The sequence below is a fragment of the Pseudomonas sp. TUM25319 genome (genome assembly GCF_056388475.1).
This window is the reverse complement of sequence record NZ_CM150751.1, coordinates 5,410,687-5,426,109: the sequence shown is the minus strand read 5'-3', so window position 1 is coordinate 5,426,109 and position 15,423 is coordinate 5,410,687. Positions and strand designations below refer to the sequence as shown.

The 15,423-nt window shown below is 63.9% G+C and carries 15 protein-coding genes; 2 read left to right on the top strand and 13 right to left on the bottom strand.

Annotated features, from left to right (window positions below; genetic code table 11):
• Window positions 1-81: 81 nt before the first annotated feature.
• Window positions 82-2,163: a carboxy terminal-processing peptidase gene (locus AC05QJ_RS24490; RefSeq protein WP_476743825.1), complete on the bottom strand. Its 2,082-nt coding sequence runs from the start codon at window positions 2,161-2,163 to the stop codon at window positions 82-84.
• A 141-nt stretch (window positions 2,164-2,304) separates the two neighbouring features.
• On the opposite strand from AC05QJ_RS24490, the gene AC05QJ_RS24485 reads away from it, so the two are divergent.
• Complete coding sequence (locus AC05QJ_RS24485) at window positions 2,305-3,267, top strand: NAD(P)H-quinone oxidoreductase (protein ID WP_476743824.1); 963 nt, start codon at window positions 2,305-2,307, stop codon at window positions 3,265-3,267.
• 81 nt (window positions 3,268-3,348) lie between these two features.
• Here AC05QJ_RS24485 and AC05QJ_RS24480 read toward each other — a convergent pair whose 3' ends face one another.
• The 6 genes from AC05QJ_RS24480 to AC05QJ_RS24455 form a co-directional block, all read right to left on the bottom strand.
• Window positions 3,349-4,002 (bottom strand): HAD family hydrolase, encoded by a 654-nt coding sequence (locus AC05QJ_RS24480; protein ID WP_476743823.1) that lies wholly within the window; start codon window positions 4,000-4,002, stop codon window positions 3,349-3,351.
• Window positions 4,003-4,024: 22 nt separating this feature from the next.
• Window positions 4,025-5,014 carry an ABC transporter ATP-binding protein gene (locus tag AC05QJ_RS24475; protein WP_476743822.1) on the bottom strand — a complete coding sequence of 330 codons (990 nt, stop codon included), beginning with the start codon at window positions 5,012-5,014 and terminating at the stop codon, window positions 4,025-4,027.
• Window position 5,015: 1 nt separating this feature from the next.
• Complete coding sequence (locus AC05QJ_RS24470) at window positions 5,016-5,813, bottom strand: ABC transporter permease (RefSeq protein ID WP_476743821.1); 798 nt, start codon at window positions 5,811-5,813, stop codon at window positions 5,016-5,018.
• Entirely contained in the window at window positions 5,800-6,642 is an 843-nt protein-coding gene (locus tag AC05QJ_RS24465) for an ABC transporter permease (protein ID WP_476743820.1), read from the bottom strand. The genes AC05QJ_RS24470 and AC05QJ_RS24465 overlap by 14 nt, the downstream gene beginning before the upstream one ends.
• A complete protein-coding gene (locus AC05QJ_RS24460) occupies window positions 6,639-7,445 on the bottom strand; it encodes an alkaline phosphatase family protein (protein WP_476743819.1) in 807 nt (268 codons plus the stop codon). The genes AC05QJ_RS24465 and AC05QJ_RS24460 overlap by 4 nt, the downstream gene beginning before the upstream one ends.
• Before the next feature lie 99 nt (window positions 7,446-7,544).
• Window positions 7,545-8,609: an ABC transporter substrate-binding protein gene (locus AC05QJ_RS24455; protein WP_476743818.1), complete on the bottom strand. Its 1,065-nt coding sequence runs from the start codon at window positions 8,607-8,609 to the stop codon at window positions 7,545-7,547.
• A gap of 348 nt (window positions 8,610-8,957) precedes the next feature.
• Between AC05QJ_RS24455 and AC05QJ_RS24450 the strand changes: the two genes are divergently transcribed.
• Window positions 8,958-9,671 carry a UTRA domain-containing protein gene (locus tag AC05QJ_RS24450; protein ID WP_476743817.1) on the top strand — a complete coding sequence of 238 codons (714 nt, stop codon included), beginning with the start codon at window positions 8,958-8,960 and terminating at the stop codon, window positions 9,669-9,671.
• On the opposite strand, the gene AC05QJ_RS24445 is transcribed toward AC05QJ_RS24450, so the two are convergent.
• The 6 genes from AC05QJ_RS24445 to minD all read right to left on the bottom strand — a co-directional run bounded on the left by AC05QJ_RS24445 (window position 9,668) and on the right by minD (window position 15,406).
• On the bottom strand, window positions 9,668-11,842 hold the full coding sequence (locus AC05QJ_RS24445; RefSeq protein WP_476743816.1) for a mechanosensitive ion channel family protein: 2,175 nt from the start codon (window positions 11,840-11,842) through the stop codon (window positions 9,668-9,670). The two genes, AC05QJ_RS24450 and AC05QJ_RS24445, sit on opposite strands and share 4 nt — an antisense overlap.
• Window positions 11,843-11,891: 49 nt before the next feature.
• On the bottom strand, window positions 11,892-12,056 hold the full coding sequence (locus tag AC05QJ_RS24440) for a hypothetical protein (RefSeq protein ID WP_476743815.1): 165 nt from the start codon (window positions 12,054-12,056) through the stop codon (window positions 11,892-11,894).
• A 145-nt stretch (window positions 12,057-12,201) separates the two neighbouring features.
• Window positions 12,202-13,491: a M18 family aminopeptidase gene (locus AC05QJ_RS24435; RefSeq protein ID WP_476743814.1), complete on the bottom strand. Its 1,290-nt coding sequence runs from the start codon at window positions 13,489-13,491 to the stop codon at window positions 12,202-12,204.
• 113 nt (window positions 13,492-13,604) lie between these two features.
• The gene (locus AC05QJ_RS24430) at window positions 13,605-14,240 is read right to left on the bottom strand and encodes an RluA family pseudouridine synthase (RefSeq protein WP_476743813.1); all 636 of its coding nucleotides are present in this window, start codon (window positions 14,238-14,240) and stop codon (window positions 13,605-13,607) included.
• Window positions 14,241-14,335: 95 nt separating this feature from the next.
• Entirely contained in the window at window positions 14,336-14,590 is a 255-nt protein-coding gene (minE, locus tag AC05QJ_RS24425) for a cell division topological specificity factor MinE (RefSeq protein ID WP_476743812.1), read from the bottom strand.
• A 3-nt stretch (window positions 14,591-14,593) separates the two neighbouring features.
• On the bottom strand, window positions 14,594-15,406 hold the full coding sequence (minD, locus tag AC05QJ_RS24420) for a septum site-determining protein MinD (RefSeq protein WP_476743811.1): 813 nt from the start codon (window positions 15,404-15,406) through the stop codon (window positions 14,594-14,596).
• Window positions 15,407-15,423: the final 17 nt, after the last annotated feature.

The following is a 15,423-nucleotide window of genomic DNA, read 5'->3' as shown; positions in this document are numbered from 1 at the left end:
CCCGGTCCTTTATTTCACGACAGTTTGATGACTGTTTGATGACCAGACATCATCCGCTCATACTATTTTGCCATTATCGATTCAGTGCTTGGCCACTGCCGAATTCAGGCTCAGGTAATCCAGCAGGATGCGCCCGGTCTCGCTCAGGTAGGCGTCGTCTTCCGGCTTGGTATCGTCCGGCTCGGCGGGGATCGCGTCCTCGTCTTCCTTCTTCAGTTCCTTCAGCGGCTCTTCCCCCTTGGCCTTGCGCCGGGTGTTTTCCAGCGCCAGTTGCTTGCCTTCGATATCGGCGTGCTGGGCGCGGCGCTCGACCTCGTTGAGGCTGACGGTCTTCTCGCTCATCAGCTTCTGGGTCAGGGCCAGGCGGTCGCGGATGTAGACGAACTCCGGGTCCTTGGCGCTGCGGCTGTCGTGGCGGATCTTGAGCTGGGCCAGGAATGGCTTGAACGGGTCGCTCGCGGGTTTGATCGCCGGGCGGATGGTGTCCCATGGCATGGCTTCGGGCAGCGCGCTTTCGCCGATTTCCTTGGTGTCGATGATCGACGGGTAATCGATGTCAGGCAGCACGCCCTGGTGCTGGGTGCTCTGGCCGGAAACCCGGTAGAACTTGGCCAGGGTCAGCTTCAGCTCGCCGTGGTTGAGCGGCTGGATGGTCTGCACGGTGCCCTTGCCGAAGGTCTGGCCGCCGATGATCAGTGCGCGGTGGTAGTCCTGCATGGCACCGGCGAAGATCTCCGAGGCGGAGGCCGACAGGCGGTTGACCAGCAGTGCCAGCGGGCCTTTGTAGAAGGCGCCGGTGTTTTCGTCTTCGAGCACGTCCACGCGGCCATCGCTGTTGCGCACCAGCACGGTCGGGCCCTTGTCGATGAACAGGCTGGTCAGCTCGGTGGCTTCCTGCAGGGAGCCGCCGCCGTTGTTGCGCAGGTCGATGACCACGCCGTCGACTTTTTCCTTCTGCAGTTCGGTGAGCAGTTTCTTCACGTCACGGGTGGTGCTCTTGTACTCCGGATCGCCGGCACGGAAGGCCTTGAAATCGAGGTAGAAGGCCGGGATCTCGATGATGCCGAGCTTGTAGTCGCGGCCATCCTGCTTGAGGTTGAGCACGGATTTTTTCGCCGCCTGCTCTTCGAGCTTCACGGCTTCGCGGGTGATGGACACGACCTTGCTGGTCTGGTCGTTCGGCGCATTGCTGGCCGGGATCACTTCAAGGCGCACCACCGAGCCTTTCGGACCGCGGATCAGCTTGACCACTTCGTCCAGGCGCCAGCCGATCACGTCGACCATTTCCTTGTCGCCCTGGGCCACGCCGATGATCTTGTCGGCCGGAGCGACCTGCTTGGTCTTGGCGGCAGGGCCGGCCGGTACCAGGCGGACGATCTTGACCTGATCGTTGTCGCTCTGCAGCACGGCGCCGATGCCTTCCAGCGACAGGCTCATGTTGATGTCGAAGTTTTCCGCGTTGTCCGGCGACAGGTAGTTGGTGTGCGGGTCGTAGGACTGGGCGAAGGTGTTGATGTAGGCCTGGAAGATGTCTTCGGAGCGGGTCTGGTCCAGGCGCGAAAGCTGGTTCTTGTAGCGCTTGGTCAGCAGTTCCTGGATGGCCTTGGGTTCCTTGCCGGCGATCTTCAGGCGCAGCACCTCGTCTTTCAGGCGTTTGCGCCACAGGTCGTCGAGCTCGGCGTCATTCTTCATCCAGGCGGCGTCCTTGCGGTCCACCAGCAGGGTTTCGTTGACGGTGAAGTCGATCTTGTCGATGCCCTTGTTCAGCTCGGCCAGGGTGAAGTCCAGACGAGACTTCACACGGTCCAGGTAGCGCTTGTAGATATCGAAGCCGGGCTCCAGGTTGCCGCTCTTGAGGAAGTCGTCGAACTGCGTCTTCCACTTGTCGAACTCGGCGATGTCGCTGCCGGTGAAGTAGATGCGCGCGGGATCGAGCAGCTTGATGTAGCTGTCGTAGATGATGATCGAGCGGGCATCGTTGAGTGGCGGCTTGCTGTAGTGGTGGCGCTTGAGCAGCTCGACCACGTTGAGGCTGGCGACGACCTGGTCGCGATCCGGATGCAGCGACTCCCAGCTGTTGGCGGCCAGCGCATTACCTGCCAGGGGCAGACTGGCGAAGCCGATCAGCAGGGCGAGGGCGGTGCTGGGAAGAAACTGCTTCATGCTGATTCGACGCGGGGGCAATTGATAACGCATAGTGGGCCGTCTTTGAATTCGCCGGCTCCACAAGAGCCGGTCGCATAATGCAAAAAGCCCGGGGCCACAGCACCCGGGCTCAGTCTTGACATCAACTATGGAGGCACTGTGAAGGCATTGCAAGGCGTTGACGGACATGTGGAGTGGGTTGAGGCGACAAGTCCAGCCTGCGATGTAGGTCAAGTGCGGATTCGTGTCGCCGCCGCTGGCCTCAATCGTGCCGACCTGCTGCAACGTGCCGGGCTCTACCCGCCGCCGCCGGGGGCGAGCGAATACCTTGGCCTGGAGTGTTCCGGAGTGATCACCGAAGTGGGCGCGGGTTCGTCCTGGCAGGTGGGTGACCGGGTCTGTGCGTTGCTGGCCGGTGGCGGCATGGCCGAGGAAGTGGTGGTAGACGCCCGTCATGTGCTGCCGGTGCCCGAAGGCCTGAGCCTGCACGAGGCGGCGGCGGTGCCTGAGGTCTACGCCACGGCCTGGCTGAACCTGTTCCAGCTCGGCGGCCTCAAGCCCGGTGAGAAGGTGTTGCTGCACGCGGGGGCCAGTGGTGTGGGCTCGGCGGCGATCCAGTTGTGCAAGGCCTTCGGCAGTCCGTGCTGGGTGAGTGTCGGTTCCTCCGAGCGGCTGGCCTACTGCGAAGGCCTGGGCGCCAGCGGGGGTGTGGTCCGTGGTGATGATCTCGAAGCGCTGAACGACTTCGCGCCGTTCGATGTGGTGCTCGATCCGGTGGGCGCCAGCTATGCCGCGCTCAACCTCAAGCTGCTGGGGCGCGATGGCCGCTGGGTCATCATCGGCCTGATGGGCGGGCGCAAGGCCGAGGTGGACATGGCGCTGCTGCTGGGCAAGCGCATTCAGGTCACCGGTTCGACCCTGCGCAACCGCGCCGAGCAGTTCAAGGCTGATCTGCTCAGTGATCTGCAGCAGCATGTCTGGCCGCTGTTCGCCGAAGGCCGGTTGAAGCCGCAACTGGTGGGTAGTTTCCCGATCAAGGATGCCGAAGCGGCGTTCGAAGAGCTGGCAGGGAACCAGGTGTCCGGCAAGCTGGTGCTGGTGATCGACCCGGAACTGGTGTGATGTCGAGGGCCTCATCGCTGGCAAGCCAGCTCCCACGGTGGGAGCCGGCTTGCCGGCGATGGGGCCCTGATTGGGTCGACGTCAGGTCCAGGCCAGCACCGGCCAGCCATTCTTCTCGGCATGCTCGCGCAACACCGGGTCCGGGTTCACCACATTGGGGTGATCCACCTTCAGCAACAGCGGCAGGTCATTGCGCGAGTCGGAGTAGAAGCTCGCCCCTTCAAGGTTCTCTTCTTCCTGATCCAGCCATTCCAGCAAGCGGGTGATCTTGCCCTCGCGGTAGGTCAGCACGCCTTCGGTACGGCCGCTGTAGACGCCGTTGACCACTTCCAGATTGATCGCCAGGAATTCATCGATCCCCAGTCGCTCGGCAATCGGTCCTACCAGATGCTCGCCCGAGGCGGAAATTACCAGGATGCGGTCGCCGTTGCGCCGGTGTTCGGCGATGCAGCGGCAGGCGTCGCTGAAGATGATCGGTTCGATGAAGTCCTCGACCCAGGGTTCCACCAGGTGCGCGACCTCGTCGGGGGTGCGCCCGGCCACGGGTTCCAGGCTGAAGGCCATGTAGTCCTCCATTGCCAGGTGGCCCTTGCCGTAGGCCTCCATCAACTCGTGGTCGCGGCGCAGGAAAGACTCCCCGTCGACCCAGCCCAGGCGGGCCATCTGCTCGCTCCAGAGCGAGGCGCAGTCGCCGTGGATCAGGGTTTCGTCGAGATCGAAGATCGCTAAAGCCATTCAATAAAACTCCTGTTCGGCCCTAGGCGACTTCGCGCAGGGCTGTGGGATCGATCGACAAGGATACCCGTTGTCCGTCCGGATAGAGATCGGCGGACGAGCGGTTGAGCACGTCTACCAGCACCTCCACGCCACGGGCTTCGACCCGGTAGCGGATGATGTTGCCGAGCAGGCTGTGGCTGCGGACCTGCCCGTCCAGCTCGCCGTCCAGGCTCAGGGCGATGGCTTCCGGGCGGATCGCCAGGCGGCTGCTCACCGGGCGCTGCAGCAGGCGGCTGGCGCTGTCGGCGTCGAGCAGGTTGTAGTTGCCGATGAAGCCCGCGGCGAAGGCGTCTACTGGCGCGGTATAGAGGGTTTCGGCGTCGCCGCTCTGGACGATCTTGCCCTGGTTCATCAGGAAGATGCGGTCGGACATCGTCAAGGCTTCTTCCTGGTCATGGGTGACGAATACCGTGGTCAGCCCCAGCTCGCGCTGGATCTGGCGGATCTGCTCGCGCAGGTGCTTGCGGATCCGGGCGTCGAGGGCCGACAGCGGTTCGTCGAGCAGCAGCAGGCGTGGCCGGGTCACCAGCGAGCGGGCCAGGGCCACGCGCTGGCACTGACCGCCGGAGAGCTGGTGCGGATAGCGCCCGGCGAAGTCCTGCAGCTCGACCATGCGCAGCACTTCATCGACCCGGACCTGACTGTCTTCGCCCTTGACCTTCTGCATGCGCAGGCCGAAGGCGACGTTCTGTGCCACGGTCATGTTGGGAAACAGCGCGTAGCTCTGGAACACCATGCCGATCCCGCGCTTCTGCGGGCTCTGTGGCACCAGGTCGTGGCCATCGAGGAGGATCTTGCCGCTGTCCACCGGGGTCAGTCCGGCGATGCAGCGCAGCAGCGTGGACTTGCCGCAGCCGGAAGGACCGAGCAGGGTGATGAACTCGCCGCGGCGGATGTCGAAATTGATGTCCTTGAACACCGGGCTGCCGGCGTAGGTCTTTTCCAGGTTCTGGATGCTGACGAAGCTCATATCAGGTCTTGTCCTTGTTCAGACGGTTGGCTGCCCAGGTCAGCACCAGCACGAAGAGGAAGTAGGAAATCACCAGGGCACTGTTGAAGTGGCCGCTGCTGTTGCGCATGTTGTTGAGGTACACCTGCAGGGTCTCGTAGCGGGTGCCCACCAGCAGGTTGGCGAAGACGAACTCGCCGAACAGGAACGAGAACGACAGCAGCAGCGCCACCATCAGGCCCTTGCGCAGGTTCGGCAGTACCACCAGGAACGCCGCCTGCCAGGTGCTGGCGCCGAGCAGTTGGGCGGCGTCCATCAGGTCGCGCAGGTTGATGGCCTGGAGGTTGTTGGTGATCGCCCGGTACATGAACGGGAGGGCCACGGTGAAGTAGCAGCCGATCAGGATCCACGGCGTTCCGACCATGGCCATCGGCCCGGAGCCATACAACTGCAACAGGCCCACCGAGGACACCACCGGCGGCACCGCGAAGGGCAGCAGGATGAGGACGTTCATCAGCGCGTCGAGCCGTGGGAAGTGGTAATGCACCACGAACAGCAGCGGCAGGATCAGGAGCACCGACAGCACCAGTGCGCCCACGCAGACCAGCAGCGACTGGGCGAAGGCGGTGAGGAAGCGCGGGTCGCTCCACAACGCCAGGTACCACTTGAAGGTCAGGCCGCTGGGCAGCAGGCTCGCCGACCAACTGGTGGAGATCGAGTAGAGCAGGGTGCCGGCCAGCGGCAACAGCAGGATCAGGAACAGCACCCACACCACCAGGCGATGGTAGAGACTGCTGCGACCGGGTTCAGCGCGCGACATGGTAGCTCCTCTTCAGCAGCCATTGATGGACCAGGGTGACCAGGGTCATGAGCCCGACGAGGATGATTGCCAGGGCGCTGGCCAGGTTCGGGTCCAGGGAAATGTCGCCGGCCACCAGTGCAGCGATGCGAATCGGCAGTACGTTGACGTTGCCGGTGGTCAGCGCGTAGACCGTGGCGTAGGCGCCCAGGGCATTGGCCAGGAGGATGACGAAGGTGCCCAGCAGTGCCGGCGTCAGCACCGGCAGGCCGATGTGCCGCCAGTACTGCCAGGCGCTGGCACCGAGCAGCGAGGCGGATTCGCGCCAGTCTTCGCGCAGGGCGTCGAAGGCCGGGTAGAGCAGCAGCACGCCGAGGGGAATCTGGAAGTAGGTGTAGAGGATGATCAGCCCGGTCTTGGAGTACAGGTTGAAGTCCTCGATCAGTCCGGCCTGTTTCAGGGCCAGGGTCAGGGCACCGTTGAAGCCGAGCAGAATGATGAAGGCGAAGGCCAGCGGCACACCGGAGAAGTTGCTGGTCATGTTGGCGAAGGCGTTGACGAAATCCCGCAGGCGCGAATCCACCTGTTGCAGCGAGTAGCTGCCGAGGATGGCGACGAGGATGCCGAACAGGCTCGACCAGAAACTGATCTCGAGGCTGTGCTGGATCGCCTGGCGGTAGAACTTCGAGGCGAAGATCTTGCTGAAGTTGTCCAGTCCCCAGCCGCTTTCGGCCTGCAGGCTGTGGATCGCGACCCATGCCAGCGGGGCGATCTGGAAAATGATGAAGAACACTGCGAAGGGCAGCAGGCACAACAGGGCCAGCCACTTGCCGCGGGAAAACGGATTCACGAGAGCAGCTCCCGGCAGAACGGTTTGTCGTGGTCCACGCCGAGCAGTTCGCAAATCGTGCCGCACAGCTCGGTTTGCAGGGGCTTGGCGTTGGGGTCGAGGCTGAAGCCGTCGCCGAAGACGAACAGCGGCACATCGCGCTCTTCGGGCAGCAGGCCGTTGTGCGAACGGTCGTTGTTCATGCCGTGATCGGCGGTCACCACCACCTGATAGCCCTCGGCGAGCCAGGTAGCGAGGTAGTCGGCCAGCAGGATGTCGGCCGTGCGGGCGCTGTTGCGGTACTGGCTGCTGTCCAGGCCGTGGCGGTGGCCGGCATCGTCGATGTTCATCGGGTGCACTAGCAGGAAACCGGGGTGGTACTTGCGGCGCAGGTACTCGGCATCGGCGAACAGGTGCGAGTCCGGGTAGTGGTCGGCGTAGTAGAACAGGCCATGCTGGATCGGCAGCTTCGGCGCATGGGTGTGACGGTCGCGCACCGCATCGAAGGGCGTGCGGTTGTACAGCTCGCTGACCCAGTGATAGGCCGCGGCGGCAGTGCCGACCCCGGCGTCACGGGCGTAGTGGAAGATGCTGCGCTCGCGGGACAGGCGCGAGACCTGGTTGTGCACGATGCCGCTGTCGATGGGCGGCACGCCGGTGAGAATGCATTCATAGAGCGGGCGGGACAGCGCCGGCAGCTCGCATTCGAGGCGGTACAGCGCGGCACGGTCGGCTTCGACGTAGGCGTGCAGGTGGCCCATGGCATGGTGGGCGACCTGATGGTTGAGGCCGTCGAGCAGGACCAGGATGACGTTGTGTTTCATTGCAGAGCTCCGCAGGACAGTGTGTGCCTCATCACAGGCAAGCCAGCTCTGTGGGAGCTGGCTTGCCAGCGATTGGGCCGCAAAGCGGCCCCAGGGGCTTCACTCCATCTCGATGATGACCTGCTCCTGCCACTTCTGCGGCAGTGCCTTGGAGGTCGCTTCCCAGGCAGCGGCGTCCTTGATCGGCTGGGCCGCGCGGTATTGCTCGTTCGGCAGCAGCTTGGCCTGGACGTCGGCCGGCAGCTTCAGGTGCTCGGCGCGGATCGGCCGGGCGTGGCCGATGGCCAGGTTGGTCTGGCCGGCATCGCTGAAGATGTATTCGCGGGTCAGCTTGGCCGCGTTCGGGTGCTTGGCGTATTTGTTGATGATGGTGGTGTAGCCGGAGATCACCGAACCATCGGACGGGATCAGCACTTCGAAGCGCTTGGGGTCGATCTGTTCGCGGTAGCTCAGGCCGTTGAAGTCCCAGACCACGCCGACTTCCACTTCACCCTTTTCCAGGGTCTGGATGGTCGGGTTGGCCAGCGACAGACGCTTCTGCTGGGCCAGCTTGGTGAACAGTTGTAGGCCCGGCTCGATGTTGGTCTCGTCGCCCTTGTAGGCGATGGCGGCGGCCAGTACACCGTTGGCGGCCTGGGCAGCGGTGCCGACGTCGCCAATGGCGACCTTGTACTTGCCTTTCTCCAGGTCATGCCAGGTTTTCGGAATGTCTTCTTCCTTCACCAGTTGCTTGTTGATGATGAAGGCGATGGTGCCGGTGTAGGCCAGTGCCCAGTGACCGTCCTTGTCCTTGGCCCAGTCGGGCACCTGGTCCCAGCTGCTCGGCTTGTATGGCTGGGTCACGCCCTTGGCCACGGCGATGGGGCCAAAGGCAGCACCGACGTCGCCGATGTCGGCGCTGGCGTTGTCTTTCTCGGCGTCGAACTTGGCCACTTCCTGGGCCGAGCTCATGTCGGTGTCCATGTGCTTGAGGCCGTACTTGCTCGCGAGATCGGCCCAGGTCCCCTTCCAGTTGGCCCAGGCGTCGGGCATGCCGACACTGTTGACCGTGCCTTCCTTGCGGGCAGCGTCTTCGAGGGCTTTGAGGTCGGTGTCGGCGGCCACGGCCGCATGGGACAGGGCAATGCTCGCGCCTAACAGAGAGGCCAGGAAAAGCTGTTTCATCCGAAGCTCCTTAATGGGGGTGCCTTGCAAAACGTGTGAGGGGTGGGACGTCGTTGCGTTTCGGTTGGTCTAGGTCAGCAATACCTGCGCCAAGGTAGGGATGTTGCATGACAGTTTGATGTCGGGTGCCAAGTCCCCCGGCTGTCGACCGACCTTGGAAATACAGCGTAGACCAGATGCAAAGTCCCGTTATCCGCGGCTTTCGATGGCCCTCGGGATGACCGTTGGGCGGTCTTGTCATCTGCTGTTCATTTGTTTTGCCTAGGCTTGAGACGTTTTTCCGGTGCTGCGTGGCTGCTCCCTGATGGGGCGCGCGGGTGCTGGACTAGTCCAGAAAGGAACCCTTTGATGCATGCACTGGCGCCACGTGCAGTAACAGCGATCTGCCACGCCCTGCAGGAACAGATCGAACACGGTTTGCTCGCTCCCGGCTGCAAGCTGCCGGCCGAGCGCAAGCTCAGCGAGGTGTTTGACACCACCCGGATCACCCTGCGCGAGGCGCTGGTGCAACTGGAGGCTCAGGGGCTTATCTATCGCGAGGAGCGGCGCGGCTGGTTTGTCGCGCCAGAGCGGTTGACCTACGACCTGATCCAGCGCAGCCACTTCCATGCGATGGTTCGCGACCAGGGAAGAACGCCGGCGACCGAACTGTTGTCGGCACGGCTGTTGCCGGCGGCTGCGGCGATCTGTGCGCGGCTGCAGCGGCCGGCGCTGTCCAGCGTAATCCAGATCTGCCGCTTGCGGCGCATCGACGGGAGGGCGGTGCTGTACGCCGAGCACTACCTGAACCCGGATTACTTCCCGGGCATCCTCGAGCACGACCTGGGCCAGTCGCTCACCGAAATCTATGCCCGCCACTACGGCATCCAGTATGGGCGGGTGTGTTTCGAGATTTTGCCCACCGCCTTGCCGGCGGCGGCTGCCTCGGCCTTGAAGGTTTCACCGGGCAGCGCCGGTCTGCATATCACCCGGGTCAACAGCGATCAGTCGGGGCGGTTGATCGACTGCGACCTTGAATATTGGCGGCATGATGCGATCCGCATTCGGGCGGATGCCGGTTAGGCCTTCTCGCTACCGGTCGCGGTGTTGGCGCTGGTCGTGGTGCCGCCGGACGAGGTGAGTACCTGCACCGACAGGCGCGGTGTAGCGAGGTCCAGCCCGGCCTCGTCGAGCTTGCGCTTGAGCGCCAGGTTGAAGGCCCGTGAAACCTCCCACTGCTTGATCGGCGCGGTCTTGAAGCGCGCCCGCAGGACAGCCGAGCCGGACTCGAAACTCTCCACGCCCTGCAATTCCAGCGGCGACCAGATATTGCGCCGCTGCAGCGGGTCGTTGCGCATTTTTTGCCCGACATCGCGGATCAGGGTGATGGCCTGGTCGATGTTCATGCTGTGGGGAATGGCGATGCGGAAGATCGCGTAGCCGAACTCGCGGGAGTAGTTCTTGATGCTCTTGATCTCGCTGAACGGGATGGTGTGGACGATGCCGTCGATGTCCCGCAGGCGCACGGTGCGGATGGTCAGGCCCTCGACCGTGCCGAGGTGGCCGCCGACATCGACGTAGTCGTCGATGGCCAGGGAGTCCTCGATGATGATGAACAGGCCGGTGATGAGGTCGGCCACCAGCGACTGTGCGCCGAAACCGATCGCCAGGCCGATCACGCCGGCACCGGCCAGCAGCGGCGTGACGTTCATGCCCATGTTCGCCAGGGCGACGATCAGGGCAATGATGAAGATGGCCACGAACAGCACGTTGCGGATCAGCGGCATCATGGTCTGCGCACGGGCGTTGGCCAGGCCCTTGCGCGAGCGCGTGAGGGCGTGGTGCACGGCAGTGTCGGCGAGAATCCACACCAGCCAGGCGGCGATCAGCGTACCGGCCAGCCCCGCCAGGCGCATGGCCACTTCATGACCGTCGCCCTCGGCGAAGGTGATCAGTGAGAAGCCCCAGACCCGCAGGCCCAGTTCGATGAACACCAGCCAGATGCCCAGGTGTACCAGGGTGTAGCCGAAGCTGCGCAGGCGTTCGGTGTACACCGCCTGGCGACGGTTGGCACGGCGGGGCTTGAGGGCATGGCGGCGGACCAGGCCGTTGATCACCATGCACAGGATCACCAGCACGGTGCACATCAGCGACTGGCGCAGGGCGGTGCTGGTGTCACCGGCGGAAACGAAGGTGGCGAACAGCGAGATGCCCACCAGAACCAGCGCCGGCATCCACCAGAAGCTGCCGAGGATCTCGATGGTGTCGCTCAGCGCCTTGCGCTTGAGGCGCTGGGCCAGCGGCTGGTTGCGGATCAGGTGGGCGATGGGGCGGCGGAAGCGCAGGATGAACAGCGCGGTGGACAAGGCCGCCAGCACATTGGCCAGGGTCGCCAGGGCGTGGGCCAGGTGACCGCCGAGGGCCAGGGACAGGCGCGGGTCGTTCATCGCCTCGCCGAAGGCGGCGAAGCTGCCGATCAGCCACAGCGGGCGGAATGCCTGGTGGCGGAGGATGTGCAGGGCGCGATGGCGGTGAGGGCCGTCGAGCAGGGAAAAGGCGATCACGCAGATGGCCGAGAAACAGGTGCCCACCACCAGCGCGTAGGCCAGCACCATCGCCAGGGATTTGCCCAGGGACGAGGGCAGGGCGAAGCTCAGGTACACCGTGATCAGCAATGCCACCAGCCAGGGGCCCAGCTTGCGCAGGGCGAAGCGCACCAGGTCCCAGGTGCGCGGGTGTTGCGGCAGCTCTTCGGTGAGACCGAAGCGCAGTCGTACCTGATGGCCGATCCAGTTCAGGGACCAGGCCAGCAGGCTCCACAGGGCGATGATGCCGATGAAGCCGAAGAACATTGACGGCCATTGCTGCACCGGAACCTTGAGGGCGACGAGTTCGATCTGCGCCAGTTCCATTTCCTCGGCCCAGCGCTTGAACGGGCTGGCTTCGCCGCTGAACTGCTTTTCCAGCTCGGCGAAGGTGCTGCCGATCAGCCCCAGGACACCTTGTTCCGGCTCGGGCTGGGCCTTGCGCGTGCTGTCGCGGAGTTTCTTCAGGTCGGTCAGCAGGCGGGTACGCTGCTGATCGTTTTCCAGGGTGGTGATGACTTCGTCGAGGGATTTGCCCAGCGGCTCGCTGGCCTCCGGCTGGGCGGTGCTGCCGCCGCCGAGCAGGTTGGGCAGGCCGGCGGCCTGGGCCTGGCCGGTGGCGCCGCAGAGAAACAGGAGCAGAACAAGGCAACGCAGGAAGGCGGGCACTGGGCGATCAACCTCAAACACAGGTGGTTGGCGCAGTGTAGAGGATTTGTCAGGTCAGTTTCTCGAGGATCTTCCAGACCATGATGCCGAGTATGGAAAGCATGCCGAGCCACATCATCAGTACGCCCCAGTTGCTTTCGCGCTTGCTGAAGCCGATGGTCAGCAGGATCAGGCCGGCCAGCACCGGAAGGAACATCGAGTGGAACGCGGACATGCGCAAGGTCCTTCTTCTTCCTGGGAAAAGTCAGGCTTGAGCATAGGCGCTAAATGACGGGGCGAGGTTGACCGGTGTCACAGACTGCGCGAACGGGCTCGCTCGCGCAGGGCGCAAACCGCGGGGCAGAGAGCCCCGCGCGGGGTCACGGCAGCTCGCGGCTGCGGTAGAAGGCAGTCAGTACCTTGACCAGGTGAGCCAGGTCATGGCTGCCGCACAGCTCGCGGATCGAGTGCATGGCGAAGGTCGGCAGGCCGATGTCGACGGTGCGCACCCCCAGGTGACTGGCGGTGATCGGGCCGATGGTGGAGCCGCAACCCATGTCGCTGCGCACCACGAAGCTTTGCACCGGTACTTCCTCGGCCATGCACAGGTGGCGGAAGAACCCGGCGGTTTCGCTGTTGGTGGCGTAGCGCTGGTTGTTGTTGACCTTGATCACCGGGCCGGCGTTGAGCTTCGGGCCGTGGTTGCCATCGTGCTTGTCGGCGTAGTTGGGGTGCACGCCGTGGGCGTTGTCGGCCGAGACCAGCAGCGAGCGCTGGATGGCGCGGACGAAATCATCGCCCTCGGGCAGCAGGCGGCGCAGGGTCTGCTCAAGCATCGGACCGTCGGCGCCGCAGGCCGAGCAGGAGCCGACTTCCTCGTGGTCGTTGCACACCAGCACGCAGGTTTCGTCGCTATCGGCGTTGAGCAATGCCTGAAGGCCGGCGTAGCAGGACAGCAGGTTGTCCAGTCGCGCACCGGCGATGAACTCGCCGTGCAGGCCGATCAGGGCGGCGTCCTGGGTGTCGTAGAAGCTCAGTTCGTAGTCCAGCACCACATCGGCGATCAGGCCGTGTTCCTTGGCCAGTTGCTCGGTGAGGAGGGCGCGGAAGTCGACGCGTTCGTCACCGGCAACCTGGGCCAGGATCGGCGGCAGTTCCAGTTGCGGGTTGATCGCCCAGCCTTCGTTGGCGGTGCGGTTGAGGTGAATCGCCAGGTTGGGGATTACGGCGATCGGCAGTTTGAAGTCCACCAGTTGGCTTTCTACCTTGCCGTCGCGGCGGAAGGTGACGCGACCGGCCAGGGACAGGTCGCGGTCGAACCAGGGCGCGAGCAGGGCGCCACCGTAGACTTCGACGCCCAGTTGCCAGAAGCCGTGGCGTTGCAGCTCGGGCTGCGGCTTGACCCGCAGGCACGGGCTGTCGGTGTGGGCGCCGACCAGGCGGATGCCGTCGAGCAGCGGCGAGTGGCGACCGAGCTTGATGGCGATGATCGAGGAATCGTTGCGGGTCACGTAGTAGCGACCACCGGGCACCGTGGCCCAGCTGTCGCGCTCGTCCAGGCGCTGGTAACCGGCGGCTTCGAGGCGCTTGACCAGGCTGGCGGTGGCGTGGAACGGGGTGGGAGAGGCTTTGAGGAAATCAATCAGGCCTTGGTTCAGGGCGTCGCGCATAAGTCACTCCAGACAGCAGTGGCGGGAGTTTGAAGCTGCAAGCTTCAAGCTGCAAGCCTCAGTTCGGCGTGCCAATGCCGGCAACTTGCAGCTTGCAGCTTATGACGTGGCGCTCAAAACGGCGCCGGACACTCGAACCTGAGGCGCTCGCCGCTCACCGGGTGGGTAAAGCTCAGCATCGAGGCATGCAGGCACAGCCGCTCATGGGCAGCGAGGGCCTCGGGGTTGGCGTAGAGGCGATCGCCCAGCAGCGGGTGGCCGATGGACAGCATGTGCACGCGCAACTGGTGCGAGCGGCCGGTGATCGGGGTCAGCTCGACGCGGCAGTGGTTGCCGCAGCGCTCGACGATGCGCCAGAAGGTCAGGGCATGCTTGCCTTGCTCGTGGTCCACCACATGCCGCGGCTTGGTTGGAGGGTCGTAGCGCAAGGGCAGGTCGATGCTGCCGCTGTCGCGCTCCGGCTGGCCCCAGCACAGGGCGGTGTAGGCCTTTTCGGTCTCGCGGTCGTGGAACTGCCGGGACAGCTCGCGGTGGCTGTCGGCGTTGCGCGCCAGAAGGATGATGCCCGAGGTTTCCCAGTCCAGGCGGTGGACGATCAGGGCGTCGGGGTAGCCGTTTTCCTGCAGGCGGGTGATCAGGCAGTCCTTGTTGTCTTCGGCCCGGCCAGGCACGGACAGCAGCAAGGTCGGCTTGTTGACCACCAGAATGGCGTCATCCTCGTGGAGGATGTGAACGTTGGACAGCGGCATTGAGTGTTCTCTGCAAATGCCAACGGCGACGGCCAGGCCCGGGCTTGTTCAAGCCCGGCCCGGCCGTCGCCGTGGCAGGTTGCCCGGGACGCCGATCAGCGTTCGGGCAGGGTGATGTTGAGTTCGAGGATCGAGCAGCTGCCCTGGTTCTCCAGAGCCACCTGTACGTCGTCGTTGCCGATGTTGACGTACTTGCGGATCACTTCCACCAGCTCTTTCTGCAAGGCGGGCAGGTAATCCGGAGTGCTGCGCTGGCCACGCTCGTGCGCCACGATGATCTGCAGACGCTCTTTCGCTACCGACGCACTGCTTTGTTTCTGTCTGCCACGAAAGAAGTCAAGAAGGTTCATGGTTTACTTACCTCCAAACAGGCGCGCGAAGAATCCTTGCTTCTGCACATCGACGAAGCGCAATGGCTTCTCTTTACCCAGCAGACGGTCGACCGTGTCGCTGTATGCCTGGCCGGCATCGCTCTGGTCGTCGAGGATTACTGGAATGCCCTGGTTCGAGGCCTTGAGCACGGCTTGGGACTCTGGAATCACACCCTTGAGCTTGATCGCCAGGATCTCTTCGACGTCGGCGATGCTGAGCATTTCGCCTTTTTCGACGCGCTCGGGGTGGTAGCGGGTGATCAGCAGGTGTTCCTTGATCGGCTCCTCGCCGTTTTCGGAGCGGCGCGATTTGCTCGACAGGATGCCCAGCATGCGGTCGGAGTCGCGGACCGAAGAGACTTCAGGGTTGGTCACGACGATGGCCTCGTCGGCGAAGTACATCGCCAGGTGCGCGCCCTTCTCGATACCGGCCGGGGAGTCGCAGATGACGTAGTCGAAGGTTTCCTTCAGTTCCATCAGGACCTTCTCGACGCCTTCCTGGGTCAGGGCATCCTTGTCACGGGTCTGGCTGGCGGCCAGCACGTACAGGTTCTCGAGGCGCTTGTCCTTGATCAGGGCCTGCTGCAGGTTGGCTTCGTTGTTGACCACGTTGACGAAGTCGTACACCACGCGGCGTTCGCAGCCCATGATCAGGTCGAGGTTACGCAGGCCGACGTCGAAGTCGACGATCACTGTCTTGTGCCCGCGAAGCGCGAGGCCGGTACCGATGGCGGCGCTGGTGGTGGTCTTGCCCACACCACCCTTGCCGGAAGTAACCACGAGAATCTTGGCCAAGGTGTATCACCCCTAAA

Excerpts from the sequence above, each read along its gene's own strand:
- AC05QJ_RS24490 (WP_476743825.1), bottom strand. The coding sequence starts at position 2,163 with ATGAAGCAGTTTCTTCCCAGCACCGCCCTCGCCCTGCTGATCGGCTTC.
- AC05QJ_RS24480 (WP_476743823.1), bottom strand. The coding sequence starts at position 4,002 with ATGGCTTTAGCGATCTTCGATCTCGACGAAACCCTGATCCACGGCGAC.
- AC05QJ_RS24475 (WP_476743822.1), bottom strand. The coding sequence starts at position 5,014 with ATGAGCTTCGTCAGCATCCAGAACCTGGAAAAGACCTACGCCGGCAGC.
- AC05QJ_RS24470 (WP_476743821.1), bottom strand. The coding sequence starts at position 5,813 with ATGTCGCGCGCTGAACCCGGTCGCAGCAGTCTCTACCATCGCCTGGTG.
- AC05QJ_RS24460 (WP_476743819.1), bottom strand. The coding sequence starts at position 7,445 with ATGAAACACAACGTCATCCTGGTCCTGCTCGACGGCCTCAACCATCAG.
- AC05QJ_RS24455 (WP_476743818.1), bottom strand. The coding sequence starts at position 8,609 with ATGAAACAGCTTTTCCTGGCCTCTCTGTTAGGCGCGAGCATTGCCCTG.
- AC05QJ_RS24450 (WP_476743817.1), top strand. The coding sequence starts at position 8,958 with ATGCATGCACTGGCGCCACGTGCAGTAACAGCGATCTGCCACGCCCTG.
- AC05QJ_RS24440 (WP_476743815.1), bottom strand. The coding sequence starts at position 12,056 with ATGTCCGCGTTCCACTCGATGTTCCTTCCGGTGCTGGCCGGCCTGATC.
- AC05QJ_RS24435 (WP_476743814.1), bottom strand. The coding sequence starts at position 13,491 with ATGCGCGACGCCCTGAACCAAGGCCTGATTGATTTCCTCAAAGCCTCT.
- AC05QJ_RS24430 (WP_476743813.1), bottom strand. The coding sequence starts at position 14,240 with ATGCCGCTGTCCAACGTTCACATCCTCCACGAGGATGACGCCATTCTG.
- minE (WP_476743812.1), bottom strand. The coding sequence starts at position 14,590 with ATGAACCTTCTTGACTTCTTTCGTGGCAGACAGAAACAAAGCAGTGCG.